The following is a 25,714-nucleotide window of genomic DNA, read 5'->3' as shown; positions in this document are numbered from 1 at the left end:
ACATCTCAGCGCAACGTTTACAACCACTCCTTCCACAAAACAAAAATGCCCTTCGGTCGCTTAACTGAACGGCATTAGCCCCGCGGGGCGCTTTTTTCATGGTCGGGCCGCGGGTCAGTGGCCCTGGAACAGGTTCATGATGTCCTGCTTTTCCTGTTCGTCGACGTGCGGCACGGCCTCGTCGACGTTCTGCGCGGCCGGCGCCTGCGGCACGCCGACCGTCGACACGAAGCCGTGCCCCGGCGTGAACTCGGTGAAATACAGCTCGCCGCCGAGCGACTCGACGCCGTCCGGCACCGTCGGCTTGAATTCCGGCACGCCCTTCAGCGCCGCACCCATGTAGTCGATCCAGACCGGCAGCGACAGGCCGCCGCCGGTTTCGCGATCGCCGAGGCTGCGCGGATTGTCGTAGCCGATCCACGCGATCGCGGCGAGCGTGTGCTGGTAGCCGGCGAACCAGGCGTCGTGCGAGTCGTTCGTCGTGCCGGTCTTGCCCGCGAGGTCGGCGCGCTTCAGCACGTTGGTCCGCGCGCCCGTGCCGCGCTGCGCGACGCTCTGCAGCAGGCTGTTCATCACGTACGCGTTGCGCGCGTCGATCGCGCGCGGCGCGTTCTGCTCGGCGACGAGCGGCTGCGCGCGCGCGACGATCGCGCCGTTCGGATCGGTGACCTCGGCGATCAGGTACGGATTGACGCGGTAGCCGCCGTTCGCGAAGACCGAGTACGCGCCGGCCATCTGCAGCGGCGTGACCTGGCCGGCGCCTAGGGCCATCGGCAGGTAGGCCGGATGGCGCTCGGCGTCGAAGCCGAAGCGCGTGATGTATTGCTGCGCGTATTTCGTGCCGATGTGGTTCAGGATCCGGATCGACACGAGGTTGCGCGAGCGCTGCAGCGCGGTGCGCATCGACATCGGGCCCTCGAAGCCGCCGCCGTAGTTCTTCGGCTCCCACGGCTGGCCGCCCGTTTCCGCGGCGCTGAAATACAGCGGGCCGTCGTTGATCACGGTCGCCGGCCCGAGGCCCTTGTCGAGCGACGCCGAGTAGATGAACGGCTTGAACGACGAACCCGGTTGCCGCCATGCCTGCGTGACGTGGTTGAACTTGTTCTTGTTGTAGTCGAAGCCGCCGACGAGCGAGCGGATCGCGCCGTCCTGCGGGACGATCGACAGGAACGCACCCTCGACCTGCGGCAACTGCGTGATCGACCACTTGCCGGCGTCGTTCTTCACCACGCGGACGATTGCGCCCGGGCGGATCCGGCGGTTCGGCTGCGCGTTGGCCGACAGCGCGCCCGACGCGAAGCGCAGGTTGTCGCCGTCGATCGTCGCGGTACTGCCGTCGATGAACGCCACCGTGATCTGGCGCGGGCTCGCGGCCGTCACGACCGCGGCGATCAGCTCGCCGTTGTCGGGATGCTCGAGCAGCGCGTCGTCGATCGCCTGTTCGCGGTCGTCGGCACCGGCCGGCAGCTCGATGAAGCCTTCCGGCCCGCGATAGCCGTGACGGCGCTCGTAATCCATGATGCCCTTGCGCAGCGCGGTGTACGCGACCTGCTGATCCGCGGAATCGATCGTCGTGACGACGTTGAAGCCGCGCGTGTAGGTTTCCTCACGGTACTGCGCGTACATCATCTGTCTGACCATTTCGGCGACGTACTCCGCGTGCACGCTGAAATCGCGGCCCGGACCCTTGACGACGAGCGGCTGCGCGGACGCTTCGTCGTACTGTTCGCGCGTGATGAAGTTCAGCTCGAGCATCCGTTGCAGGATATATTCCTGGCGTACCTTCGCGCGCTTCGGGTTGACGACCGGGTTGTACGCGGACGGCGCCTTCGGCAGCCCCGCGAGCATCGCGGCTTCCGCGAGCGTGATGTCCTTCAGGTCCTTGCCGAAATAGACCCGTGCGGCGCTCGCGAAGCCGTACGCGCGCTGGCCGAGATAGATCTGATTCATGTAGACCTCGAGAATCTGATCCTTCGTCAGCGCGCGCTCGATCCGGTACGCGAGCAGCATCTCGTAGATCTTGCGCGTGTAGGTCTTCTCGCTCGACAGGAAGAAGTTGCGTGCGACCTGCATCGTGATCGTGCTCGCGCCCTGCGACGCGTGGCCGTTCGTCAGCGCGACGAAGCCGGCGCGGATGATGCCGGTGAGGTCGACGCCGCCGTGATCGTAGAAGCGCGCATCCTCGATCGCGAGGATCGCCTTCTTCAGCGAGTCGGGCACGTCCTTGAAATGGACGACGTCGCGGCGCTCCTCGCCGAATTCGCCGATCAGCACGTGATCGGACGTGTAGATGCGCAGCGGCACCTTCGGGCGATAGTCGGTCAGCGCATCGAGCGACGGCATGTTCGGCCAGGCCACGACGAGCGCGTAGCCGAGCACGAGGCCGCCGGCCACGACGAGGGCCACGCACATCGCGGCGAAGCCGAGCAGGACTTTTTGCCACCAGGGCCGCTTCTTCGGCTCCGGGGCGGGAGGCGGGGACGTAGGAGTCGTGGATTGCATAGGCATACCGGAAAACAGTCCCGCGATTATAGCTGCCCGGTAAGAGCGCTCCTGACGCGGGGGCCGCCCGTCGCCAAGCCGCGGGTCGGCGTGCCGTCAGCATAGTCCGTGCACGGCCGCCGTGGACCAATGCTGGCCGTTTGGCCGACTGTCGGCGGCGCGCGTCGCTTTGCAGAATCAGGTCTCGGATGCGCGGCGTGGGCCGCGACGATCTCGGGAGGCTGGGATGGCAGGACGATGGGTGGCGCGGTTTGCACAGGGCAGGCACCGGTCGACGGGAATCGACGTCGGTGCGCACGAAGTGAGGGTGGCCGTGCTGAGCCGGCGCGGCAGGGAAGCGGAGGTGCGCGTCGAGGGGCTCGAGCGCGAACCGGTTGGCTTGGCGGGCGGGCCGGAGGACGCGCGTTGGGCGGCGGTCGCGCGGTCGCTGGCGGCGGCCGTGGCGCGGCTGTCGGCGTCCGACGTGCAGTGCGACGCGCGCGGCGTGATGGCGCTGCACGATGACGAGATGCGCACCGCGACGCTCGATCTGGCCGGGCGCGGCGACATCCCGGACGCCGCGCGGCAGGCCGCCGAACGCATCTCGGGGCTCGCGCCGGACAGTCTCGCGTTCGACTGGCGGCACTACGGCGGCGCGCGGTCCGGCGAGATCGCGGTGGCGGTCGCGCCGCTGGCGCTGCTCGAGCGGCGGATCGACGTGGCCGCGCAGGCCGGTATCGACCTGACGGTGATCGACGGCGAGTCGGCCGCCGTGCTGCGCGCGCTGCGCTATGCCGCACGGTTCGAACTCGATGCGCAGGGCGCGTACGCCGTGCTCTGGTTCTGCGACGCGGGCGTGCGCGGCTGGCGAATCGAGGGACGGTCGGCGATGCAGGTGCTCTCCCTGTCCGGCACGTTGCCGGAGGCGCTTCCCGATGCGTTGCGTCGGCGCGTGCTGGGGGTCGTGGGCTGCGTACTCGTCGCCGGGGACGAGCGATGTATCGCCCGCTTCGATACGTCGATTGCCGAGATCGGCGACGTGCTCGGCACGGCAGTGGTCCCGTTCGACTGCACGGGCTGGGACGGCCTGCCGTGCGCGCGCGCCGCCGTGCCAGGCGGCCCGGCGTTTGCCGTCGCGTTCGGGCTCGCGTTGCGTGGGGTGTGGGAATGACGGCCGGTCACGTGGCGGCAAACGGAGACGGCGCGGCGGCGCAGCAGCTCGTACAGGCGGTACTCGGCGACTTCAACCTGCTGCCGTACCGCGAGCGGTTGGCGCGGGCATTGCGGCGTCGGCGGGCCACGCAGTGCGGTGTGGCGATCCTGCTCGGCGTGCTTGGCGCCGGTCTGTGGACGGGCGCTGCGGTGTTGTCGCGGTGGCGGGTGGATGCCGAGCGCGCCGGCGTGGAGGCGCGGCTGCGACAGGTGCAGCCGCGGGTGGCCGTTGCGACGCGCGCGGCCGATGCAGCCGCCGCCGTCGCGCGGCGCGACGCGCAGGCGGCTGCGCTGGCCGCACCTTATCGGCGCGTGGCCGGGTTGCTGGCGACCCTGAAGCAGGTGCGCGCCGATCATGTCCGGCTCGATGCGCTGCGCATGACGACGACCGGCGCCGTGCTCGATGCGCGCGCCGCGAGTTACCGGGCGGCTGCGCGGTGGCTCGCCGCGATGGCGCGCGAGCAGCGCGACTGGCGGATCGATATAGATACGTTGAAGCCTGCGTCGGATGCGCCGGCTTCGACGGCCGGGATGCCGTTCCGGTTCTCGGTGCAGTTGCGCTGGCACGATGCGACGTCGTCGCGGACGGTGTCGGGAGGGGGCGCATGACGGCGCTCGCGCATTGGCCGGCGCTGCGCGCGGGCGCCAGGGCGGGCCACATGCCGCGCGTGTCGGCGGCCGCCGCGCATGCCGCGGGTTGCGTGCTGGCGTTCGCGGCCGTGCTGGCAGGCGGCATTCATCTGGCGAATGCGGCCGACTGGAGCGGGCTGGCGCGTAGTCGCGCGTTGCTCGCCGCGGCGCAGGCGCGCGCGGCCGACGCGCAGCGCGTGCTGGCTTCCGCCGAACAACGACGCGACGAGCATCCTGCGTCGACGCGTGACGATCGCTTGCCGCCTACGCCGGAATGGGCGGCGCTGATGCTGGCGCTGGCCGATCTCGCCGCGTCGAGCGGGTTGCACGGCGTATCGATCGAACCGCGGCGCGCCGATGGCGCGGCACCGGACGACCGACGCACCGTACACATCGCCGCGGACGGCGGCTTTCACGCGTTGCTGCATATGGTTGGCGGGCTGGCGCGCTTCCCGGTGTTGGCGGTACCGTCGGCGCTGCGTATCGAGCGTGGCATGTCGGCGGCGCGGGTGGATATGTCCATCGACGTATTTCCGGCGCTGCAGGCGACAACGGCCGCGGCGGGCAACACGCCGGTTCGCGCCGCTGCGCCCGACGCCGATCCGTTCGGCGAGGGGGGCCTCGCCGAAGCGGCGGGGCGCGCAGCCCGCCTTGCCGGCACGATTCGCGACGCGCGTACCGGTCTCGCGTTGTTCGACGACGGCGACGGCGCGTTCACGGCCGTCGCACCTGGCGAGGTGCTGGGGGCCGCGCGCGTGGTGCGTATCGACCGCGCGGCCGTGACGCTTGCGACGGCGGACGGATCGCAGCGGCTTGTGCTTGACGACGGAGGCCGGCCATGACGAAGCACGGCTGTTGGATGCTCGTCATCTGGGCCGGCGTGACGGCGGCCGGCGCAAGCGCGTCGGTGCCGCCGCTGCCGCCCGTCTGGCCGGCCGGGCCGACGAATGTGTCGGTGCCGCGCCTGCCGCAGCCGCTGCGCGCGGCCGACAGCGTGGACAGCGCGGTAGCGGAGGACGCCGGCCCGCCGCCGTTCGATCAGGCGGCGCGCACGGCGCTGCAGACGGAAGCCGCCGCGCCGGTCCCCGCGCTCGAGGGACCGCCGATCCCGCTGGCGCCGCCGGCCCGGATGAGCGACGCCGCAGCACGGCAACCGGGCGATGCGGACGACGAGCGGCGGATCTCGCTGAATCTGCAGGGCGTCGGGCTCGCGGCGGCGTTCGACGCGATCGCGCGATTCACGGGGCTCAATATCGTCGTCGGCGAGCAGGTGCGCGGCACGGTCACGTTACGTCTGAACAATGTCCGCTGGCGCGACGCGTTCGACACGCTGCTCGACACGCACGGGCTGGCGATGTCCCGGCGCGGCAATGTGATCTGGGTCACGCCGGCCGCCGAGCTGGCCGCGCGCGAACGCGAGCGCTTCGACATGCATGCGCGGGCCGCCGATCTGGAGCCGCTCGCAAGCCGTACGTTCGTGCTGCACTATCCGCGCGCCCAGGACGTGCAGCGGCTGCTGGCCGGCGCGACCGGCCAGCGCCTACTGTCGAAGCGCGGCGCGGCGGCGGCCGATCCCCGTACGAACCTGCTGTTCGTGACCGATCTCGCGCCGCGCATCGTGCAGATCGCGGGCCTGATCGACGCGATCGACCGGCCGTCGCGGCAGGTCCGGATCGAGGCCCGCATCGTCGAAGGCGAGCAGGGTTTCTCGCGCAACCTCGGCGCACGTGTCGCACTGCGTGCGCAGGGGCGGCCGTCGTCGGCCGAGGGCACGTCCTTCACGGCGGACGCGCGCAACGCGCTGGATCTCGCCGCGCGGCCGCTCGGCGGCTTCGATGCGGCGACCGCCGGCTTCACGCTGTTCGCCGCGCCGCTCAGCCGCGTACTCGACATCGAGTTGAGCGCGCTGGAAGCGCAAGGCCGGGGCCAGATCGTTTCGCGTCCGCGGGTGGTGACGGCCGACCGCGTGAAGGCCATCGTCGAGCAGGGCGCCGAGCTGCCGTACCAGGCGAAGGTCGGCAACGGCATGAGCGGCGTGCAGTTCCGCCGCGCGACGCTGAAGCTGGAGGTCGAGCCGCAGATTACGCCGGACGGGCGCGTGGTGCTCGATCTCGACGTGACGAAGGACAGCGTCGGCGAGCCGACCGCGGCCGGCCCCGCGATCCATACGAAGCACGTGCAGACGCGCGTCGAGGTCGAGAATGGCGGGACGGTCGCGATCGGCGGCATCTATGAACAACTGAGCCGGAACGATGTGACGCGGGTGCCGCTCTTGGGCAAAATACCGTTTCTGGGCGCGCTTTTCCGGCACCGCGCGCAGCGCGACCAACGCAACGAACTGGTCGTCTTCATCACGCCGACCGTCGTCGATGCGCGTTGCGGCGCACTCGGCGCGGGCGACGCGGATGCCGAGGAAACGGGGCCGGAAGCCGCCGGCGCAGGCTCGACAAGGCAGCCGCTTTGCCAGTAAGCTGCGCCACACACCAGCAAGATTGAAGCAGAGGAAGCCGTTGCAAGCGCGGGACCCACATGCAAACGTATTTTTCGTCGGCCTTATGGGAGCGGGTAAGACCACCGTGGGCCGTGCGGTCGCGCGTCGTCTCGACAGGACGTTCTTCGACTCCGACCACGAAATCGAGGCCCGTACGGGCGCGCGCATTCCGGTGATCTTCGAGCTGGAGGGCGAGGCCGGCTTTCGCGATCGCGAAACGCAGGTGATCGCCGAGCTCGCGCAGCGCGAGAACATCGTGCTCGCGACCGGCGGCGGCGCGGTGCTGCGCCCGGAAAACCGCAACAGCCTGAAAACCAACGGCATCGTCGTCTACCTGCGCGCCAACCCGCACGATCTATGGCTGCGCACGCGCAAGGACAAGAATCGCCCGCTGTTGCAGACCGAAGATCCGAAGGGGCGTCTCGAAGCGCTGTACGAAGTGCGTGACCCGCTGTACCGCGAATGCGCGGATTTCGTCATCGAGACCGGCCGTCCGTCGGTCAACGGTCTCGTCAACATGGTGTTGATGCAACTCGAACTGGCCGGCGTCATCGCCAAGCCGCTACAAGCATGATTACTGTCAACGTCGATCTGGGCGACCGCGCCTACCCGATTCATATTGGCGCCGGCCTGATCGGCCGCACCGAGCTGTTCTCGCCCCACATCAAGGGTTCGTCGGTCACGATCGTCACGAACACGACGGTCGATCCGCTCTACGGCGACGCGCTGCGCGCGGCGCTCGCGCCGCTCGGCAAGCGCGTGTCGACGGTCGTGCTGCCGGACGGCGAGGCATACAAGAACTGGGAAACGCTGAACCTGATCTTCGACGGCCTGCTGACGGATCACGCCGATCGCAAGACGACGCTCGTCGCGCTCGGCGGCGGCGTGGTCGGCGACATGACCGGCTTTGCCGCCGCGTGCTACATGCGCGGCGTGCCGTTCATCCAGGTGCCGACGACGCTGCTGTCGCAGGTCGATTCGTCGGTCGGCGGCAAGACGGGCATCAACCACCCGCTCGGCAAGAACATGATCGGCGCGTTCTACCAACCGCAGGCCGTGATCGCGGACATCGGCGCGCTCACGACGCTGCCCGATCGCGAGCTGGCGGCCGGCGTGGCCGAGATCATCAAGACCGGCGCGATCGCCGATGCGGCATTCTTCGACTGGATCGAGGCGAACGTCGATGCGCTGAATCGTCGCGAGCCCGCCGCGCTCGCGCATGCGGTGAAGCGTTCGTGCGAGATCAAGGCGAGCGTCGTCGCGGCCGACGAGCGCGAAGGCGGCCTGCGCGCGATCCTGAACTTCGGCCACACGTTCGGCCATGCGATCGAGGCCGGGCTAGGCTACGGCGAATGGCTGCACGGCGAGGCGGTCGGCTGCGGAATGGTGATGGCGGGCGACCTGTCGGTGCGGCTCGGCCTGCTCGACGAAGCGTCGCGGCAGCGCCTCGATGCGGTGATCGCGGCCGCGCATCTGCCGACCCGCGGGCCGGCGTTCGGCGATGCGCGCTACATCGACCTGATGCGCGTCGACAAGAAGGCTGAGGCCGGCGCGATCAAGTTCATCCTGCTGAAGCGATTCGGCGATACGCTGATCACGCAGGCGCCGGACGAAGCGGTATTCGCTACACTGGCGCAAACGACCGGCTAACGGCGCCCGGATCCGCCGGCGCCCCTGACATGGAGGAGACGTGAGCGAGACATCCAGCAGCACACTGCCTGAAGCCAGCCGCGCATCCGCTGCGCCGGTGGCCGAGCCGCCGACGCTGGCGGCGCTGGAAGCCCATCTCGCTCCGTATGCCGCGCACGCGTCGCAGTCACGCGGCCGCCGCCATCCGGAAACCCCGCCGGCGGCGCGCACCGAATTCCAGCGCGATCGCGACCGCATCGTCCATTCGACCGCGTTTCGCCGGCTCGAATACAAGACGCAGGTCTTCGTCAATCACGAAGGCGACCTGTTCCGCACGCGCCTCACGCACAGCCTCGAAGTCGCGCAGATCGCGCGCTCGGTCGCGCGCAACCTGCGACTGAACGAGGATCTCGTCGAAGCGATCTCGCTCGCGCACGATCTCGGCCATACGCCGTTCGGCCATGCCGGGCAGGACGCGCTGAATGCGTGCATGCGCGAGCACGGCGGCTTCGAGCACAACCTGCAGAGCCTTGCGGTGGTCGACGAGCTCGAGGAGCACTACGGCGCGTTCAACGGGTTGAACCTGTGCTTCGAGACGCGCGAAGGCATCCTGAAACACTGCTCGCGCGAGAATGCACGCAAGCTCGGCGCGCTCGGCGAGCGGTTCCTGCAGGGCCGCCAGCCGTCGCTCGAGGCGCAGCTCGCGAACATCGCCGACGAGATCGCCTACAACAACCACGACGTCGACGACGGCCTGCGTTCCGGCCTGATCACGATCGAGCAGCTCGCGGAAGTCGAGCTGTGGCAGCGTCACTACGACGCGGCGCTCGCCGAATTCCCGCACCTCGAAGGCCGCCGTCTCGTGCACGAGACGGTGCGCCGCATCATCAACACGCTTATCGTCGACCTGATCGACGAAACCACGCGCAATCTCGTGCGCGTCGCGCCCGCGTCGCTCGACGACGTGCGCGACGCGCCGCCGCTCGTGTCGCACAGCCCCGAGGTCGCCGCGCAGGCAGCGGCCCTCAAGCGCTTCCTCTTCAAGAACCTGTATCGCCACTACAAGGTGATGCGCATGGCGAGCAAGGCGCAACGCGTCGTCACGGGGCTGTTCGACGCGTTCATCGACGATCCGCGCCTGCTGCCGCCGCCGTACCAGTCCGACGACGCGGCGCAGCAGCCGCGTCTCGTCGCGCACTACATCGCCGGCATGACCGACCGCTTCGCGCTGAAGGAATATCAGCGCCTGTTCGTCATCAGCGACAACTGACTGTCACAAACGATCACTAGACTTCGCCGGTTCAATGGCGACGGGAAGGTTGCACACGCTGTTGGTAACGTTTTCATAGGAGAGGTCGATGAAGAAGAAGCCTGCGGGGACACTGGTTCGTTCGATCGCGCTCGGCGGCGCGCTGATGTTCGGGGTGCAGCACGTGGCGCTCGCCGCGACGGAAATTCAGTTCTGGCATGCGATGGAGGCCGCGCTCGGCGAGCGGGTCAACGCGATCGCCGACCAGTTCAACGCGTCGCAAAGCGACTACAAGATCGTGCCGGTCTTCAAGGGCACCTACGACCAGGCGCTCGCGGCCGGCATCGCGGCCTATCGCAGCGGCAACGCGCCGGCGATCCTGCAGGTCTATGAAGTCGGCACGGCGACGATGATGCAGGCGAAGAAGGCGGTCGTGCCCGTCTACGACGTGTTCAAGCAGGCCGGCGTGGCGCTCGACGAGAAGGCGTTCGTGCCGACCATCGCGAGCTACTACAGCGACGCGAAGACGGGCCACCTCGTGTCGATGCCGTTCAACAGCTCGACGCCGGTGCTGTACTACAACAAGGACGCGTTCAAGAAGGCCGGCCTCGATCCGAACCAGCCGCCGAAGACGTGGGCCGACGTGAAGGCCGATGCCGAGAAGCTGCGCAAGTCGGGGATGGCGTGCGGCTTCACGACCGGCTGGCAGGGCTGGATCCAGCTCGAAAACTACAGCGCATGGCACGGGCTGCCGTTCGCGAGCCGCAACAACGGCTTCGACGGCACCGACGCCGTGCTCGAGTTCAACAAGCCGCAGCAGATCGAACATGTCGCCTTCCTGCAGCAGATGGCGAAGGACGGCACGTTCACGTACGCGGGCCGCAAGGATGAAGCGTCGGCGAAGTTCTACAGCGGCGACTGCGGGATCCTGACGACGTCGTCGGGCGCGCTCGCGAACGTGCAGAAGTTCGCGAAGTTCAGCTACGGCACGGGCATGATGCCGTACGACGCGAACGTGAAGGGCGCGCCGCAGAACGCGATCATCGGCGGCGCGAGCCTGTGGGTGCTGGCCGGCAAGGATCCGGCGACCTACAAGGGCGTCGCGAAATTCCTCTCTTACCTGGCGTCGCCCGCGGTCGCCGCGAAGTGGCACCAGGACACGGGCTACCTGCCGGTCACGACCGCCGCGTACGACCTGACGCGTCAGCAGGGCTTCTACGCGAAGAACCCGAGCGCCGAAACCGCGATCAAGCAGATGCTGAACAAGCCGCCGCTGCCGTACACGAAGGGGCTGCGGCTGGGCAACATGCCGCAGATCCGCACGGTCGTCGACGAGGAGTTCGAACAGGTCTGGGCGCAGAAGAAGTCGCCGAAGGACGCGCTCGATTCGGCCGCGTCGCGCGGCGACGAACTGCTGCGCCGCTTCGAGAAGTCGGGCGGCTGAGCACGCATCGCGTCGTGCCGCCGGCGGCGCCGCGCGCGAGCGCGTGCCGTCCGGCGGCGCGGTTTCCCTTCCGTTTCGCCTGACCGGATATCCGCGATGCAATCCCGTTCCCGTTTCGGTACGAGCCCGGTGCCGTACCTGCTGATCGCGCCGCAGCTCGCGATCACCGCCGTGTTCTTCCTGTGGCCGGCCGGCGTCGCGCTGTGGCAGTCCACGCAGATGCAGGACGCGTTCGGCACGTCGAGCGAATTCGTCGGCTTCGCGAATTTCACGCACCTGTTCGCCGATCCGCTGTATCTCGATTCGTTCCGCACGACGCTTGTGTTCAGTTCGCTCGTCACCGTGAGCGGGCTCGTCGTGTCGCTGTTGCTGGCCGCATGCGCCGACCGCGTGATTCGCGGCGCGCGCGTGTACCGCACGCTGCTGATCTGGCCGTACGCGGTCGCGCCGACGATCGCGGCCGTGCTGTGGGCGTTCCTGTTCAACCCGAGCATCGGCCTGATCACGTATGCGCTCGCGAAGGGCGGCATCGTGTGGAACCACGCGCTGAACGGCGGCCAGGCGATGTTCCTCGTCGTGCTGGCGTCGGTGTGGAAGCAGGTGAGCTACAACTTCCTGTTCTTCTACGCGGGGCTGCAGGCGATTCCGCGCTCGCTGATCGAGGCGGCCGCGATCGACGGCGCGGGGCCGGTGCGGCGCTTCTTCAACATCGTGCTGCCGCTGCTGTCGCCGACGAGTTTCTTCCTGCTGGTCGTGAACCTCGTCTACGCGTTCTTCGACACGTTCCCGGTGATCGACGCGGCCACCGGCGGCGGCCCGGCGCAGAGCACCAAGACGCTGATCTACAAGATCTTCGCGGAGGGCTTCCAGGGGCTCGACATCGGCAGTTCGGGCGCGCAGTCGGTCGTGCTGATGATCATCGTCGTGGGGCTCACAGTGATCCAGTTCCGCTTCGTCGAGCGCAGGGTGCAATACGCATGATCGAAAATCGCAAGGGCTTCGACCTGTTCTGCCACGCGGTGCTGATCGCGGGTGTCGTGCTGATCGTGTTTCCCGTCTACGTCGCGTTCTGCGCGGCGACGATGAACGCGCAGGAAGTGTTCACGGTGCCGCTGTCGCTCGTGCCGAGCACGCACCTGTTCGAGAACGTCGCGTACATCTGGGGGCACGGCAGCGGCGGCACGACGGCGCCGTTCGGCCGGCTGCTCGTGAACAGCTTCGCGATGGCGCTCGGGATCGCGGTCGGCAAGATCGCGGTGTCGATCCTGTCCGCGTACGCGATCGTCTATTTCCGCTTCCCGTTCCGCAATACGGCGTTCTGGCTGATCTTCGTCACGCTGATGCTGCCGGTGGAAGTGCGGATCTTTCCGACCGTGCAGGTCGTGTCGACGCTGCACCTGACGAACACCTACGCGGGGCTCTCGCTGCCGCTGATCGCATCGGCGACCGCGACGTTCCTGTTCCGCCAGTTCTTCATGACGCTGCCCGACGAGCTGATGGACGCGGCGCGCATCGACGGCGCGGGGCCGCTGCGCTTCTTCTGGGACGTCGTGCTGCCGCTGTCGAAGACGAGCATCGCCGCGCTGTTCGTGATCACGTTCATCTACGGCTGGAACCAGTATCTGTGGCCGATCCTGATCACGACGGAAGCGTCGCTGTCGACTGCGGTGGTGGGCATCAAGACGATGATCGCGAGCGGCGACGCCGCGACCGAATGGCAATACGTGATGGCGGCGACGCTGCTGGCGATGATCCCGCCGCTCGTCGTCGTGCTGGCGATGCAGCGCTGGTTCGTGCGCGGCCTCGTCGATTCCGAGAAATGAATGACCGACGGTAACCGGGAGAAGGACCAGGTATGGCTGCGCTGAGCTTGAAGGGCGTCAGGAAATCCTACGACGGCAAGCAGCACGTGCTGCATGGCATCGACGTGGAGATCGCCGACGGTGAATTCATCGTGTTGGTCGGCCCGTCGGGCTGCGGCAAGTCGACGTTGCTGCGGATGATCGCGGGGCTCGAGAGCGTGACGGACGGCGAGATCGCGATCGGCGACCGGGTCGTCAACACGCTGGAGCCGAAGGACCGCGACATCGCGATGGTGTTCCAGAACTATGCGCTGTACCCGCACATGACGGTCGCGCAGAACATGGGCTACGGGCTGAAGATCCGCGGGATCGAGCGCGCGACGATCGATGCGCGGGTGGCCGCGGCCGCGAAGATCCTCGAGCTCGAGCCGCTGCTCGCGCGGCGGCCGCGCGAACTGTCGGGCGGCCAGCGGCAGCGCGTGGCGATGGGGCGCGCGATCGTCCGCGAGCCGTCGGTGTTCCTGTTCGACGAGCCGTTGTCGAACCTCGACGCGAAATTGCGCGTGCAGATGCGGCTCGAGATCCAGCGGCTGCATGCGCGGCTCGCGACGACGAGCGTGTACGTGACGCACGACCAGATCGAGGCGATGACGCTCGCGCAGCGCGTGATCGTGATGAACCGCGGCTACGCGGAGCAGATCGGCGCGCCGGTCGACGTGTACGAGAAGCCGGCGACGGTGTTCGTCGCGGGCTTCATCGGCTCGCCGGCGATGAACCTGATGCACGGCCGGCTGTCGGACGACGGCGCGACGTTTACGGTTGCGGGCGGCGGCCCCGCGCTGCCGGTCGCCGGCGCGCCCGGCATCGGCACGGAGATCGCCACCGGGCGCGACTGGGTGCTCGGCGTGCGTCCCGAACACATGACGCCGCAGCCGGGCGTCGCGCAGGCGACGCTGCCGGTCGACTCGTGCGAACTGCTCGGCGCGGACAATCTCGCGCACGGCCGTTGGGGCAATCACGATGTCGCGGTGCGCCTGCCGCACGCGGATCGTCCCGCGCGCGGCACGGCGCTCGCGGCTGCGCTGCCTGCGCACCGGCTGCATTTCTTCGATCCCGAGACCGGCAAGCGTGCCGGCTGAACCTGCTGCACCTGCCGAGAGACCGACGATGACATCCCGTACCGACTGGCCCTATCCGCGCGTCGTCGCCCATCGCGGCGGCGGCACGCTCGCGCCGGAGAACACGCTCGCCGCACTCGACGAGGGTGCGCGCCGCGGCCACCGGATGGTCGAGTTCGATGCGAAGCTGTCGGCCGACGACGTGACGTTCCTGCTGCACGACGACACGGTCGATCGCACGTCGAATGGGCAGGGCGCGGCGGCGGGCATGCGTTATGCGGCGCTGGCCGCGCTCGACGCGGGCGCGTGGCGCGATGCCCGCTTCGCGGGCGAACGGATGCCGACGCTGGAGGCGGCCGCGGCGCGCTGCATCGCGCACGGGCTGGCCGCGAACGTCGAGATCAAGCCGTGCCCGGGGCGCGAACGCGAAACCGGGCAGCGTGTGGCGGCCGACGCGGCCGCGTACTGGCGCGATGCCGCGGTGGCGCCGCTGCTGTCGTCATTCTCGTTCGACGCATTGCAGCAGGCGCGCGCGACCGTGCCGGGCCTGCCGCGCGGGATGCTCTACGAAGTCGTGCCGGACGACTGGCAGGCGCAGGTGATCGATGCGCTCGGCTGCGTATCGTTGCATGCAGACCACAGTCGGCTCGACGAACCGCTCGTGCGCGCGATCAAGGCCGCCGGGCTGCGCATCCTGGTTTACACGGTGAACGACCTCGAACGGGCGCGCGAACTCGCGCGTTGGGGCGTCGATGCCATCTGCACGGACCGCATCGATCTGATTGCGCCCGACGCGCTGGACGACATCGACGCCGTCTGATGGCCGCAGCCACGGCTTGCGCCGCGGCGGCGCTGGCGAAACCGTTGCGCGAAACGTGCCTGACGCGAAAAAACGACGCCCCGACGGGATTCCCGCCGGGGCGTTTTGCATCGTGGAGACGTTACGTCAGGAAAAATCCGCTACAAATTGCAGCAGGATTAACCATTCCCCAAATATTCGACTACGCTTAGAAGCGGTAGCCGACGTTCAGGTACGTGACGATCGGGTTCAGCGAGATCCTCGCCTTCGACGTTTCGGTCAGGGTACCGACCGGCGTCCGGCGGGCCGTCGTGAAGGTCGCGGTCACCTTGACCGGGATGTACGAGAGCGACAGCCCCGCGAACCAGTGTTTGGTGAAGTTGTACGTGAAGCCGGCGTTGAAGACGGGCGCCCACTGGTTGCTGGTCGTCGCGCTGGTCGGGCCGCCGAGCACGCCGTTCTCGAAGCTGCTGTTCGTGATCTTCGCGCCGGTGAACCAGACGTACGTCGCGCCGACGCCGACATACGGACGGAACTTCGCATTGGCGTCGTTGAAGTGGTAGCGCAGCAACACGGCGGGGCTCCACTGGTACGCACGGCCGAGTACGCCGAATCTTTCGAACTGACCCTTGCCGGTAATGTCGAACTTCGGCGGTATCCCCATCACGAGCTCGGTGGAGATATGGTCGGTGACGAAGTAGCCCGCCGCGAGGCCCAGCGTGTCGGCGTCGTTGATGCCAGCGCCGGTGTTGGGAATGGATTGGTTGATGGGCGTGCCGCCCACGCGGTAGACGAACAGCGGGTCGCTGCTGTCCTGCGGCGAAAGGTGCAGCCAGCCGGTGCTGACGTAGAAATCACCTGCGGATTGTGCGTGTGCCGTACCGCCCGCGAATGCGAATGCGAGCGCTGCGGCCCCCGTAATGGCCAGTTTTCGTTTCATTGTGTCTCCTCCGATCAAAGGCGTGCTCATTATGACGACTGCGTTTAAAACCAAACAAGCTCGTAAGTTAGAGTTTTCTCCCTAGGATTCGCACGACCGTACGCTTACGCGCGCCGCTGGGGCAGGCATTCTACGCAGGTGCGCAATTTCGGACCTCCGGGTATTTCCTAACGCGTTCAAACGGACATTCAGCATGGCACGGTTAGCACGACTCTACGTTCCCGACCAGCCGCAGCACGTGATACTGCGCGGCCTGGATCAGCAACCCGCGTTCGTCGACGACCAGGACTACGAACTCTTCATCGATTGCCTGAAGGCCGCCGCACGCGATCACCACCTGTCGGTGCATGCCTACGTGCTGCTGCCGCGCCAGGTGCAACTGCTCGTGACGCCGAGCGACGAGGCCAGCCTGCCGAAGGCGATGCAGGCCGTCGGCCGTCGCTACGTCGCGCATTTCAACCGGCGCTATTCGCGGCGCGGCACGCTGTGGGAAGGCCGCTATCGGGCGACGGTGATCGAAGGCGAGCGCTATTTCCTGCTCGCGAGCCGCGTGGTCGAGATGAGCCCGGTGCGCTCGCAGCTCGTCGCGACGCCCGAGGCCTATCGCTGGTCGAGCTACCGGCATCACGTCGGGCTCACCGTCGACAGCCTGATCACCGACCATCCGCTCTACTGGGCGCTCGGCAACACGCCGTTCGACCGCCAGCGCGCGTACAAGGAGCTGTGCGAGCAGCCGCTCGACGAGCGGCAGGCCGACCAGCTGCAGCAGGCGACGCTGAAGGGCTGGGTGCTCGGCGGCGAGAATTACCGCGAGTGGGCGGCGCGCACCGCGAACCGGCGCGTGTCGCCGTTGCCGCGCGGACGCCCCAGAAAGGTGCGCGAGAACACGCCGCCGATCCAGCAGTAACCCCGGAAAGGCAGGCTGGAAGCGGCGCAGCGGGCGCCGCTTCTTTTTGCACCAAATCGATACGTCCCTAATAAAAAGGCACCACATCAAGGCACTCATTTAATTGGGGTTCGATCAAGCGGTTTTTGTTGCTATTCCCTTGATTCGTCGCGTATATTCCGAATTCCGGTGGCCCGGGCGAAGCCTGCCCAACCACCGTCGGCCGCGCCGTCTCCCGCCGGGAGCGGGATCGATGGCAACAAGAAAACGGTTCAACGGCCTCCAGGCCCCCTTTACGACGGTGTCCCCATGAACGACCACCAGCAGCCGCTCGCCGCGGTGCCCGCCGCACAAGGTCTGTACGACCCGCAAAACGAACACGACGCCTGCGGCGTCGGCTTCGTCGCTCACATCAAGGGCAAGAAGAGTCACGAGATCATTCAGCAGGGTCTGAAGATCCTCGAGAACCTCGATCACCGCGGCGCGGTCGGCGCCGATCCGCTGATGGGCGACGGCGCGGGCATCCTGATCCAGATTCCGGACGCGTTCTATCGCGAGGAAATGGCGAAGCAGGGCGTGGACCTGCCGCCGGCCGGCGAATACGGGGTGGGGATGATCTTCCTGCCGAAGGAAAACGCATCGCGTCTCGCGTGCGAGCAGGAGCTCGAGCGTACGGTGAAGGCCGAAGGCCAGGTCGTGCTCGGCTGGCGCGACGTGCCGGTCGACCATGCGATGCCGATCTCGCCGACGGTGAAGGCGAGCGAGCCGCTGATCCGCCAGATCTTCATCGGCCGCGGCAAGGACATCATGGTGACGGACGCGCTCGAGCGGAAGCTGTACGTGATCCGCAAGACGGCGAGCCACCGCATCCAGGCGCTGAAGCTCAAGCACGGCAAGGAATACTTCGTGCCGTCGATGTCGGCGCGCACGGTCGTCTACAAGGGGCTGCTGCTGGCCGGCCAGGTCGGCGTGTACTACCGCGACCTGCAGGACCCGCGCGTCGTGTCGGCGCTCGCGCTCGTGCACCAGCGCTTCTCGACCAACACGTTCCCGGCGTGGGAGCTGGCTCACCCGTACCGGATGATCGCGCACAACGGCGAGATCAACACCGTGAAGGGCAACGTGAACTGGCTGAACGCGCGTACCGGCGCGATCGCGTCGCACGTGCTCGCCGACGATCTGCCGAAGCTGTGGCCGCTGATCTACCCGGGCCAGTCGGATACCGCATCGTTCGACAACTGTCTCGAACTGCTGGTGATGGCCGGCTACCCGCTCGTGCACGCGGTGATGATGATGATCCCGGAAGCGTGGGAACAGCACACGCTGATGGACGAGAACCGCCGCGCGTTCTACGAATACCACGCCGCGATGATGGAGCCGTGGGACGGCCCGGCCGCGATCGCGTTCACCGACGGCCGCCAGATCGGCGCGACGCTCGACCGTAACGGCCTGCGCCCGGCGCGCTACATCGTGACCGACGACGACCTCGTCATCATGGCGTCGGAAGCCGGCACGCTGCCGATCCCCGAATCGAAGATCGTCAAGAAGTGGCGCCTGCAGCCGGGCAAGATGTTCCTGATCGACATGGAACACGGCCGCATCATCGACGACAAGGAACTGAAGGACAACCTCGCGAACGCGAAGCCGTACAAGAGCTGGATCGACGCGGTGCGCATCAAGCTCGACGAGATCGAGCCGAAGGCCGAGGAAGTCGCGGCCGGCCGCACGCAGGGCGCCGCGCTGCTCGACCGCCAGCAGGCGTTCGGCTATACGCAGGAAGACCTGAAGTTCCTGATGGCGCCGATGGCGCAGCAGGGCGAGGAAGCCGTCGGTTCGATGGGCAACGACTCGCCGCTCGCGGTGATGTCGAACAAGAACAAGACGCTCTATCACTACTTCAAGCAGCTGTTCGCGCAGGTCACGAACCCGCCGATCGACCCGATCCGCGAGAACATGGTGATGTCGCTCGTGTCGTTCATCGGCCCGAAGCCGAACCTGCTCGACACGAACAACATCAACCCGCCGATGCGTCTCGAAGTGTCGCAGCCGGTGCTCGACTTCAAGGACATCGCGAAGATCCGCGCGATCGACCAGTACACGGGCGGCAAGTTCAGCGCGTACGAGCTCAACATCTGCTATCCGGTCGCCTGGGGCAAGGAAGGCATCGAGGCGCGCCTCGCGTCGCTGTGCGCGGAAGCCGTCGACGCGGTGAAGTCGGGCTACAACATGCTGATCGTGTCGGACCGCAAGACGGACGCCGAGCACGTCGCGATTCCCGCGCTGCTCGCCACGTCGGCGATCCACACGCACCTCGTCCAGCAAGGGCTGCGCACGAGCACGGGCCTCGTCGTCGAGACCGGCTCCGCGCGTGAAACGCACCACTTCGCGCTGCTCGCGGGCTACGGCGCGGAAGCCGTGCACCCGTACCTCGCGATGGAAACGCTCGCGAAGATGGCCGAAGGCCTGCCGGGCGACCTGTCGCCGGAGAAGGCCGTCTACAACTTCACGAAGGCGGTCGGCAAGGGCCTGCAGAAGGTGATGTCGAAGATGGGCATCTCGACGTACATGTCGTACACGGGCGCGCAGATCTTCGAAGCGCTCGGCCTGTCGAGCGACCTCGTCGAGAAGTACTTCAAGGGCACGGCGTCGAAGGTCGGCGGCATCGGCCTGTTCGAAGTCGCGGAAGAGGCGATCCGCCTGCACCGCGATGCGTTCGGCGACAGCCCGGTCCTGCGCGACATGCTCGACGCGGGCGGCGAGTACGCGTACCGCGTGCGCGGCGAAGACCACATGTGGACGCCGGATTCGATCGCGAAGCTGCAGCACGCGACGCGCAGCAACTCGTACCAGACGTACAAGGAATACGCGCACCTGATCAACGACCAGACCAAGCGTCACATGACGTTCCGCGGCCTGTTCGAATTCAAGGTCGAGCCGACCAGGGCGATCCCGATCGACGACGTCGAGCCGGCGAAGGAGATCGTCAAGCGCTTCGCGACCGGCGCGATGTCGCTCGGCTCGATCAGCACCGAAGCGCACGCGACGCTCGCGGTCGCGATGAACCGGATCGGCGGCAAGTCGAACACCGGCGAAGGCGGCGAGGACCAGAAGCGCTATCGCAACGAACTGCGCGGCATTCCGATCAAGGCGGGCGAGACGCTGAAGTCGGTGATCGGCGACGAGATCGTCAGCGACATTCCGCTGAAGGACGGCGATTCGCTGCGCTCGAAGATCAAGCAGGTCGCGTCGGGCCGCTTCGGCGTCACCGCCGAGTACCTCGCATCGGCCGACCAGATCCAGATCAAGATGGCGCAGGGCGCGAAGCCGGGCGAAGGCGGCCAGCTGCCGGGCCACAAGGTGTCGGAATACATCGGCAAGCTGCGTTACTCGGTGCCGGGCGTCGGCCTGATCTCGCCGCCGCCGCACCACGACATCTACTCGATCGAGGATCTGGCGCAGCTGATCCACGACCTGAAGAACGTGAACCCGAGCGCGAGCATCTCCGTGAAGCTCGTGTCGGAAGTGGGCGTGGGCACGGTCGCGGCCGGTGTCGCGAAGGCGAAGGCCGATCACGTCGTGATCGCCGGCCATGACGGCGGCACGGGCGCGTCGCCGCTGTCGTCGGTCAAGCATGCGGGCACGCCGTGGGAGCTCGGCCTGGCCGAAACGCAGCAGACGCTGGTGCTGAACCGCCTGCGCGGCCGCATCCGCGTGCAGGCCGACGGCCAGATGAAGACCGGCCGCGACGTCGTGATCGGCGCGCTGCTCGGCGCGGACGAATTCGGCTTCGCGACGGCGCCGCTCGTCGTCGAAGGCTGCATCATGATGCGCAAGTGCCACCTGAACACGTGCCCGGTCGGCGTCGCGACGCAGGATCCGGTGCTGCGCGCGAAGTTCAAGGGCCAGCCCGAGCACGTCGTGAACTACTTCTTCTTCGTCGCCGAGGAAGTGCGCGAGATCATGGCGCAGCTCGGCATCGCGAAGTTCGACGACCTGATCGGTCGCGCCGACCTGCTCGACACCCGCAAGGGCATCGAGCACTGGAAGGCGAAGGGCCTCGACTTCTCGCGCGTGTTCTACCAGCCGGAAGAGTGCGAGGACGTCGCGCCGCGTCACGTCGACGTGCAGGATCACGGCCTCGAGCGCGCGCTTGACCACGTGCTGATCGAGAAGGCGAAGGCCGCAATCGAGAACGGCGAGCACGTGTCGTTCATCCAGCCGGTGCGCAACGTGAACCGGACGGTCGGCGCGATGCTGTCGGGCGTGATCGCGAAGAAGCACGGCCACGACGGCCTGGCCGACGACGCGGTGCACATCCAGCTGAAGGGCACGGCCGGCCAGAGCTTCGGCGCGTTCCTCGCGAAGGGCGTGACGCTCGACCTCGTCGGCGACGGTAACGACTACGTCGGCAAGGGCCTGTCGGGCGGCCGGATCATCATCCGTCCGACCAACGACTTCCGCGGCAAGTCCGAGGAAAACATCATCTGCGGCAACACGGTGATGTACGGCGCGATCGAAGGCGAGGCGTTCTTCCGCGGCGTCGCGGGCGAGCGCTTCTGCGTGCGCAACTCGGGCGCGACGGCGGTCGTCGAAGGCACGGGCGACCACGGTTGCGAATACATGACGGGCGGCACGGTCGTCGTGCTCGGCGAGACCGGGCGCAACTTCGCGGCCGGCATGTCGGGCGGCCTCGCGTACATCTACGATCCGGAAGGTGCGTTCGCGGCCAAGTGCAACAAGTCGATGGTCGCGCTCGAGCCGGTGCTGCAGCAGGCCGAACAGGAGCGCACGGTCGACCGCGCGCTCTGGCACGAAGGCACGACGGACGAAGCGCTGCTCAAGGGGCTCGTCGAGCGTCATTTCCAGTTCACGGGTTCGCCGCGCGCGAAGTCGCTGCTGGAAAACTGGGACGCGGCGCGCCGCCAGTTCGTGAAGGTGTTCCCGCACGAATACAAGCGCGCGCTGGGCGAGATCGGTGCGAAGAAGGCGGCGAAGGAAGTGCTGGCCGCCTGAGCGACGAACGACATAGCGAATGCCGCGCGCGCCTCACGGCCGCGCGCGGCTCCCCCACCCGATACATCGAACAGAAGAGCACCTTATGGGCAAGGCAACCGGTTTTCTGGAGTTCGAACGCCGCCACGAGGCGTACGAAGCACCGCTCACGCGCGTGAAGCACTACAAGGAATTCGTCGCGGCGCTGACCGACGCGGACGCGAAGGTCCAGGGCGCGCGCTGCATGGATTGCGGCATCCCGTTCTGCAACAACGGCTGCCCGGTCAACAACATCATCCCGGACTTCAACGATCTCGTTTACCGCCAGGACTGGCAGCAGGCGATCGAAGTCCTCCACTCGACCAACAACTTCCCCGAGTTCACGGGCCGCATCTGCCCGGCGCCGTGCGAGGCGGCGTGCACGCTCGGGATCAACGACGACCCGGTCGGCATCAAGTCGATCGAGCACGCGATCATCGACAAGGCTTGGGGCGAAGGCTGGGTGAAGCCGCTGCCGGCCGAGCACAAGACCGGCAAGAAGGTCGCGGTCGTCGGTTCGGGCCCCGCGGGCCTCGCCGCCGCGCAGCAGCTCGCGCGCGCGGGCCACGACGTGACGGTGTTCGAGAAGAACGACCGTATCGGCGGCCTGCTGCGTTACGGGATTCCCGATTTCAAGCTCGAGAAGTGGCTGATCGATCGCCGCATGCGCCAGATGGAAGCGGAAGGCGTGACGTTCCGCACCAGCGTGTTCATCGGCAAGGAGCCGCTGCCCGAGTCGATCGGCAGCCTCGCGAAGGAAACCATCTCGCCGGACACGCTGAAGGAAGAGTTCGACGCGGTCGTGATCGCCGGCGGTTCGGAAACGCCGCGTGACCTGCCGGTGCCGGGCCGCGAACTCGCGGGCGTTCATTTCGCGATGGACTTCCTGCCGCAGCAGAACCGCGTGAACGCGGGCGACAAGCTCGTCGACCAGCTGCTCGCGAAGGGCAAGCACGTGATCGTGATCGGTGGCGGCGATACGGGTTCGGACTGCGTCGGCACGTCGAATCGCCACGGCGCGAAGCAGGTCACGCAGTTCGAGCTGCTGCCGCAGCCGCCGGAAGAGGAAAACAAGCCGCTCGTGTGGCCATACTGGCCGATCAAGCTGCGCACGTCGTCGTCGCATGAGGAAGGCTGCGAGCGTGACTGGGCGGTCGCGACGAAGCGTCTCGAAGGCAAGAACGGCAAGGTCGAGAAGCTGATCGCGGTGCGCGTCGAGTGGAAGGACGGCAAGATGCAGGAAGTGCCGGGTTCCGAGTTCGAGATGAAGGCCGATCTCGTGCTGCTCGCGATGGGCTTCACGCAACCGGCCGCGCCGGTGCTCGACGCGTTCGGCGTCGCGAAGGACGCGCGCGGCAATGCGCGCGCGGCGACCGAAGGCGATCGTTCGTACTACACGTCGGTCGACAAGGTGTTCGCGGCAGGCGACATGCGTCGCGGCCAGTCGCTCGTGGTGTGGGCGATCCGCGAAGGCCGCCAGTGCGCGCGCTCGGTCGATGCATACCTGATGGGGCATTCGGAACTGCCGCGCTGAGCTGAATCGCGCGAGCGGGTTTCGATGAACGCCGGGCGTCCGAGAGGACGCCCGGCTTTTTTATTTCCGAAGCCCGTGGGCGATCGGGCGCTTGCCCGGTTTGATCGACTGGCTGAATCGCCGATCTCCCCATCGCCCGCAAGTTTCGGCATGGCTATCCCGACGCCGCCCCTTATTTTCGCGAAGCGTCGTCTAATCTGATGACATTCGGGCTCGATTTTTCGTCATCTCAATTCTTTCATTTTGTAATGTTCCTTGAGAACTGTCATATCATGTCGCCCCTCGGGCCGCGCTCGCGGTCGCCGCACATGACTGACGCTATTTACAAGGACTCTGGATGGAAGCATTCGTGCATGGCCTGATCGACGCCGTCAACGGCGTGTTGTGGAACTACGTGCTGATCGCGCTGCTGCTCGGCGTCGGTGCGTGGTTCACGTTGCGATTCCGGGTGATCCAGCTGAAGGCGCTGCTCCTCAGCATGAAGCTGGTCGGCAGCAAGGGTGAACCGGGCAGCATTTCGTCGTTCCAGGCGTTCGCGACCGGGCTGGCGAGCCGCGTCGGCACCGGCAACATCGCCGGCGTCGCGGTCGCGCTGACGGTCGGCGGGCCAGGCGCGATCTTCTGGATGTGGATGACCGCGCTCGTCGGGATGTCGTCCGCGTTCGTCGAGGCGACGCTCGCGCAGATCTTCAAGGTGTCGCACCCGGACGGCAGCTATCGCGGCGGCCCCGCGTACTACATCCAGACGGGCCTGCGCTCGCGCGGCTTCGGCGTGCTGTTCTCGCTGTCGCTGATCCTCGCGTTCGGCTTCGTGTTCAACGCGGTGCAGGCGAATGCGATCGCCGATGCGTTTCATACGTCGTTCGGCTGGAGCCGCGAGACGGTCGGCCTTGGCCTCGTGCTGCTTTCCGCCCCGATCATCTTCGGCGGGATTCGCCGCATCGCGACGGTCGCGCAGGTGATCGTGCCGCTGATGGCGATCGGCTACCTCGCGCTGGCCGTCTATGCGGTCGCGACGCATCTCGCGCTGGTGCCGGGCGTGATCGCGCTGATTGTGAAGAGCGCGTTCGGCCTCGAACAGGCGGCCGGCGGCCTGACCGGCTATGCGGTCAGCCAGGCGATCGCGATCGGCGTGAAGCGCGGACTGTTCTCGAACGAGGCGGGGATGGGCAGCGCGCCGAACGCGGCCGCGACCGCGAGCACGCGCCATCCGGTCACGCAAGGGTTGATCCAGATGCTCGGCGTGTTCGTCGACACGATCGTGATCTGCAGCGCGACCGCGTTCGTGATCCTGCTGTCGGGCCAGTACGAGCTCGGCACCGGGATGGAAGGCGCGGCGCTCACGCAGCGCGCGATCTCGAGCCACGTCGGCGACTGGGGCGGCATCTACATGGCCGTCGCGATCTTCTTCCTCGCGTTCTCGTCCGTGATCGGCAACTACGCGTACGCGGAAGGCAACGTCGAATTCATCACGAAGCGGCGCGGCGTGCTGCCGCTGTTCCGCCTCGCCGTGCTCGGGATGGTGATGTTCGGCAGCGTGGGGCAACTGCCGCTCGTGTGGGCGATGGCCGACACGAGCATGGGGCTGATGGCGATCATCAACCTGATCGCGATCCTCGCGCTCGGCAAGTATGCGCACGCGGCGTGGGCCGACTATCGCCGCCAGCGCGCGGCCGGCGTCGCCGATCCGGTGTTTACGCGCAACACGATCCCCGAACTCGCGCGCGTGCTGCCGGCCGACGTATGGGGCGAGCATGGCCCGCTGCCGCAGCGTCCGGCCCCGGCTGATGTGGCGCCCGCGCCGCGCGCGGTGGTGAACGAGTCATGAACGGCGACCGGCTGCGCGTGTTCGTCGCGCTGATGCCCGATGCGGCGTCGCGCGACGCGCTGCACGCGTTGCCGGTCGCGCGGGGCGCGCGGCGTCCGCTGCCCGCGCAACTGCATGTGACGCTCGCGTTCGTCGGCGCGATCGAACGGGCGCGCTGCGATGCGCTGGCCGCTTGCTTGCCGGCGCTCGCGGCCGCGCATGCGCTGCCGCCGATGCCGGTCGAACGGATCGCGTGGTGGCTGAGCCTGCCGCGCGCACGCCTGATCGTCGCGGAACTGGCCGCCGAACCGGCGTGCGCGGCATTGAATGCCGCGCTGTCGGCGAAGCTGCACGAGCTTGGCATACCCGCCGACCGGCGCCCGTTCCGTCCGCACGTGACGCTCGCGCGGCTGCCGCACGATGCGCTCGGGCAGCCGGCGCACGGCGGTGCGGTGAAGCGGCCGGTCGCGCTGCGGTTCGACGCGCTCACGCTGTTCGAAAGCCGGCTGTCGCACAAAGGCGTGTCGCACCGGCCGATCGTATCGGTGCCGATTGCGCGGGCGGACGGCGCGGCGGCGGCCGGTTGAGCCATTCCGGCGACGCCTCGCGCGGTCGGTCGTGCTTTCGGTAACGTCGTAGGCGGGCGTGCCGCGGCATCGCG

General features: G+C 67.6%; 19 protein-coding genes. 17 read left to right on the top strand and 2 right to left on the bottom strand.

What is annotated here, in order from left to right:
- Positions 1 to 114 precede the first annotated feature (114 nt).
- The gene (locus tag J8I33_RS22830; protein ID WP_050013155.1) at positions 115 to 2,508 is read right to left on the bottom strand and encodes a penicillin-binding protein 1A; all 2,394 of its coding nucleotides are present in this window, start codon (positions 2,506 to 2,508) and stop codon (positions 115 to 117) included.
- Between the two features lie 220 nt (positions 2,509 to 2,728).
- On the opposite strand from J8I33_RS22830, the gene J8I33_RS22825 reads away from it, so the two are divergent.
- The 12 genes from J8I33_RS22825 (at position 2,729) to ugpQ (ending at position 14,876) form a co-directional block, all read left to right on the top strand.
- Entirely contained in the window at positions 2,729 to 3,652 is a 924-nt protein-coding gene (locus J8I33_RS22825) for a hypothetical protein (RefSeq protein ID WP_050013154.1), read from the top strand.
- Positions 3,649 to 4,302 carry a fimbrial protein gene (locus J8I33_RS22820; protein ID WP_124594042.1) on the top strand — a complete coding sequence of 218 codons (654 nt, stop codon included), beginning with the start codon at positions 3,649 to 3,651 and terminating at the stop codon, positions 4,300 to 4,302. The genes J8I33_RS22825 and J8I33_RS22820 overlap by 4 nt, the downstream gene beginning before the upstream one ends.
- Positions 4,299 to 5,165, top strand: coding sequence for a pilus assembly protein (locus J8I33_RS22815; RefSeq protein WP_209939112.1), 867 nt, complete (start codon positions 4,299 to 4,301; stop codon positions 5,163 to 5,165). Before J8I33_RS22820 ends, J8I33_RS22815 begins: the two co-directional genes overlap by 4 nt.
- Positions 5,162 to 6,793 (top strand): type IV pilus secretin PilQ, encoded by a 1,632-nt coding sequence (pilQ, locus tag J8I33_RS22810; protein WP_209939111.1) that lies wholly within the window; start codon positions 5,162 to 5,164, stop codon positions 6,791 to 6,793. Before J8I33_RS22815 ends, pilQ begins: the two co-directional genes overlap by 4 nt.
- Positions 6,794 to 6,833: 40 nt before the next feature.
- Positions 6,834 to 7,388 carry a shikimate kinase AroK gene (gene aroK / locus J8I33_RS22805; protein ID WP_050013150.1) on the top strand — a complete coding sequence of 185 codons (555 nt, stop codon included), beginning with the start codon at positions 6,834 to 6,836 and terminating at the stop codon, positions 7,386 to 7,388.
- Positions 7,385 to 8,464 (top strand): 3-dehydroquinate synthase, encoded by a 1,080-nt coding sequence (gene aroB / locus J8I33_RS22800; RefSeq protein WP_209939110.1) that lies wholly within the window; start codon positions 7,385 to 7,387, stop codon positions 8,462 to 8,464. Before aroK ends, aroB begins: the two co-directional genes overlap by 4 nt.
- Positions 8,465 to 8,528: 64 nt before the next feature.
- The gene (locus tag J8I33_RS22795; RefSeq protein WP_235356187.1) at positions 8,529 to 9,713 is read left to right on the top strand and encodes a deoxyguanosinetriphosphate triphosphohydrolase; all 1,185 of its coding nucleotides are present in this window, start codon (positions 8,529 to 8,531) and stop codon (positions 9,711 to 9,713) included.
- An 88-nt stretch (positions 9,714 to 9,801) separates the two neighbouring features.
- Positions 9,802 to 11,136 carry a sn-glycerol-3-phosphate ABC transporter substrate-binding protein UgpB gene (gene ugpB / locus J8I33_RS22790; RefSeq protein WP_209939109.1) on the top strand — a complete coding sequence of 445 codons (1,335 nt, stop codon included), beginning with the start codon at positions 9,802 to 9,804 and terminating at the stop codon, positions 11,134 to 11,136.
- 96 nt (positions 11,137 to 11,232) lie between these two features.
- Positions 11,233 to 12,117: a sn-glycerol-3-phosphate ABC transporter permease UgpA gene (gene ugpA / locus J8I33_RS22785; RefSeq protein ID WP_027783324.1), complete on the top strand. Its 885-nt coding sequence runs from the start codon at positions 11,233 to 11,235 to the stop codon at positions 12,115 to 12,117.
- Positions 12,114 to 12,959 carry a sn-glycerol-3-phosphate ABC transporter permease UgpE gene (gene ugpE, locus J8I33_RS22780; RefSeq protein ID WP_050013146.1) on the top strand — a complete coding sequence of 282 codons (846 nt, stop codon included), beginning with the start codon at positions 12,114 to 12,116 and terminating at the stop codon, positions 12,957 to 12,959. The genes ugpA and ugpE overlap by 4 nt, the downstream gene beginning before the upstream one ends.
- Before the next feature lie 32 nt (positions 12,960 to 12,991).
- The gene (locus tag J8I33_RS22775; protein WP_050013145.1) at positions 12,992 to 14,077 is read left to right on the top strand and encodes a sn-glycerol-3-phosphate import ATP-binding protein UgpC; all 1,086 of its coding nucleotides are present in this window, start codon (positions 12,992 to 12,994) and stop codon (positions 14,075 to 14,077) included.
- A gap of 28 nt (positions 14,078 to 14,105) precedes the next feature.
- On the top strand, positions 14,106 to 14,876 hold the full coding sequence (gene ugpQ / locus J8I33_RS22770; protein WP_209939108.1) for a glycerophosphodiester phosphodiesterase: 771 nt from the start codon (positions 14,106 to 14,108) through the stop codon (positions 14,874 to 14,876).
- A 187-nt stretch (positions 14,877 to 15,063) separates the two neighbouring features.
- On the opposite strand, the gene J8I33_RS22765 is transcribed toward ugpQ, so the two are convergent.
- Positions 15,064 to 15,795, bottom strand: coding sequence for an OmpW family outer membrane protein (locus J8I33_RS22765; RefSeq protein ID WP_124557198.1), 732 nt, complete (start codon positions 15,793 to 15,795; stop codon positions 15,064 to 15,066).
- 193 nt (positions 15,796 to 15,988) lie between these two features.
- Here J8I33_RS22765 and J8I33_RS22760 point away from each other — a divergent pair, with 193 nt between their 5' ends.
- From J8I33_RS22760 to thpR, 5 genes are all read left to right on the top strand, one after another.
- The gene (locus tag J8I33_RS22760) at positions 15,989 to 16,702 is read left to right on the top strand and encodes a transposase (protein ID WP_027783329.1); all 714 of its coding nucleotides are present in this window, start codon (positions 15,989 to 15,991) and stop codon (positions 16,700 to 16,702) included.
- Between the two features lie 288 nt (positions 16,703 to 16,990).
- Entirely contained in the window at positions 16,991 to 21,694 is a 4,704-nt protein-coding gene (locus tag J8I33_RS22755; RefSeq protein ID WP_209939107.1) for a glutamate synthase-related protein, read from the top strand.
- Between the two features lie 85 nt (positions 21,695 to 21,779).
- Positions 21,780 to 23,246 carry a glutamate synthase subunit beta gene (locus J8I33_RS22750; RefSeq protein WP_050013141.1) on the top strand — a complete coding sequence of 489 codons (1,467 nt, stop codon included), beginning with the start codon at positions 21,780 to 21,782 and terminating at the stop codon, positions 23,244 to 23,246.
- Positions 23,247 to 23,583: 337 nt separating this feature from the next.
- A complete protein-coding gene (locus tag J8I33_RS22745) occupies positions 23,584 to 25,074 on the top strand; it encodes an alanine/glycine:cation symporter family protein (protein ID WP_209939106.1) in 1,491 nt (496 codons plus the stop codon).
- The gene (thpR, locus tag J8I33_RS22740; protein WP_209939105.1) at positions 25,071 to 25,640 is read left to right on the top strand and encodes an RNA 2',3'-cyclic phosphodiesterase; all 570 of its coding nucleotides are present in this window, start codon (positions 25,071 to 25,073) and stop codon (positions 25,638 to 25,640) included. The genes J8I33_RS22745 and thpR overlap by 4 nt, the downstream gene beginning before the upstream one ends.
- Positions 25,641 to 25,714 lie beyond the last annotated feature (74 nt).

Source organism: Burkholderia sp. AcTa6-5 (assembly GCF_017815075.1).
Taxonomy (GTDB): domain Bacteria; phylum Pseudomonadota; class Gammaproteobacteria; order Burkholderiales; family Burkholderiaceae; genus Burkholderia; species Burkholderia sola.
Note: the sequence above shows the minus strand (reverse complement) of the source record. Positions and strands in the feature narration are given on the sequence as shown.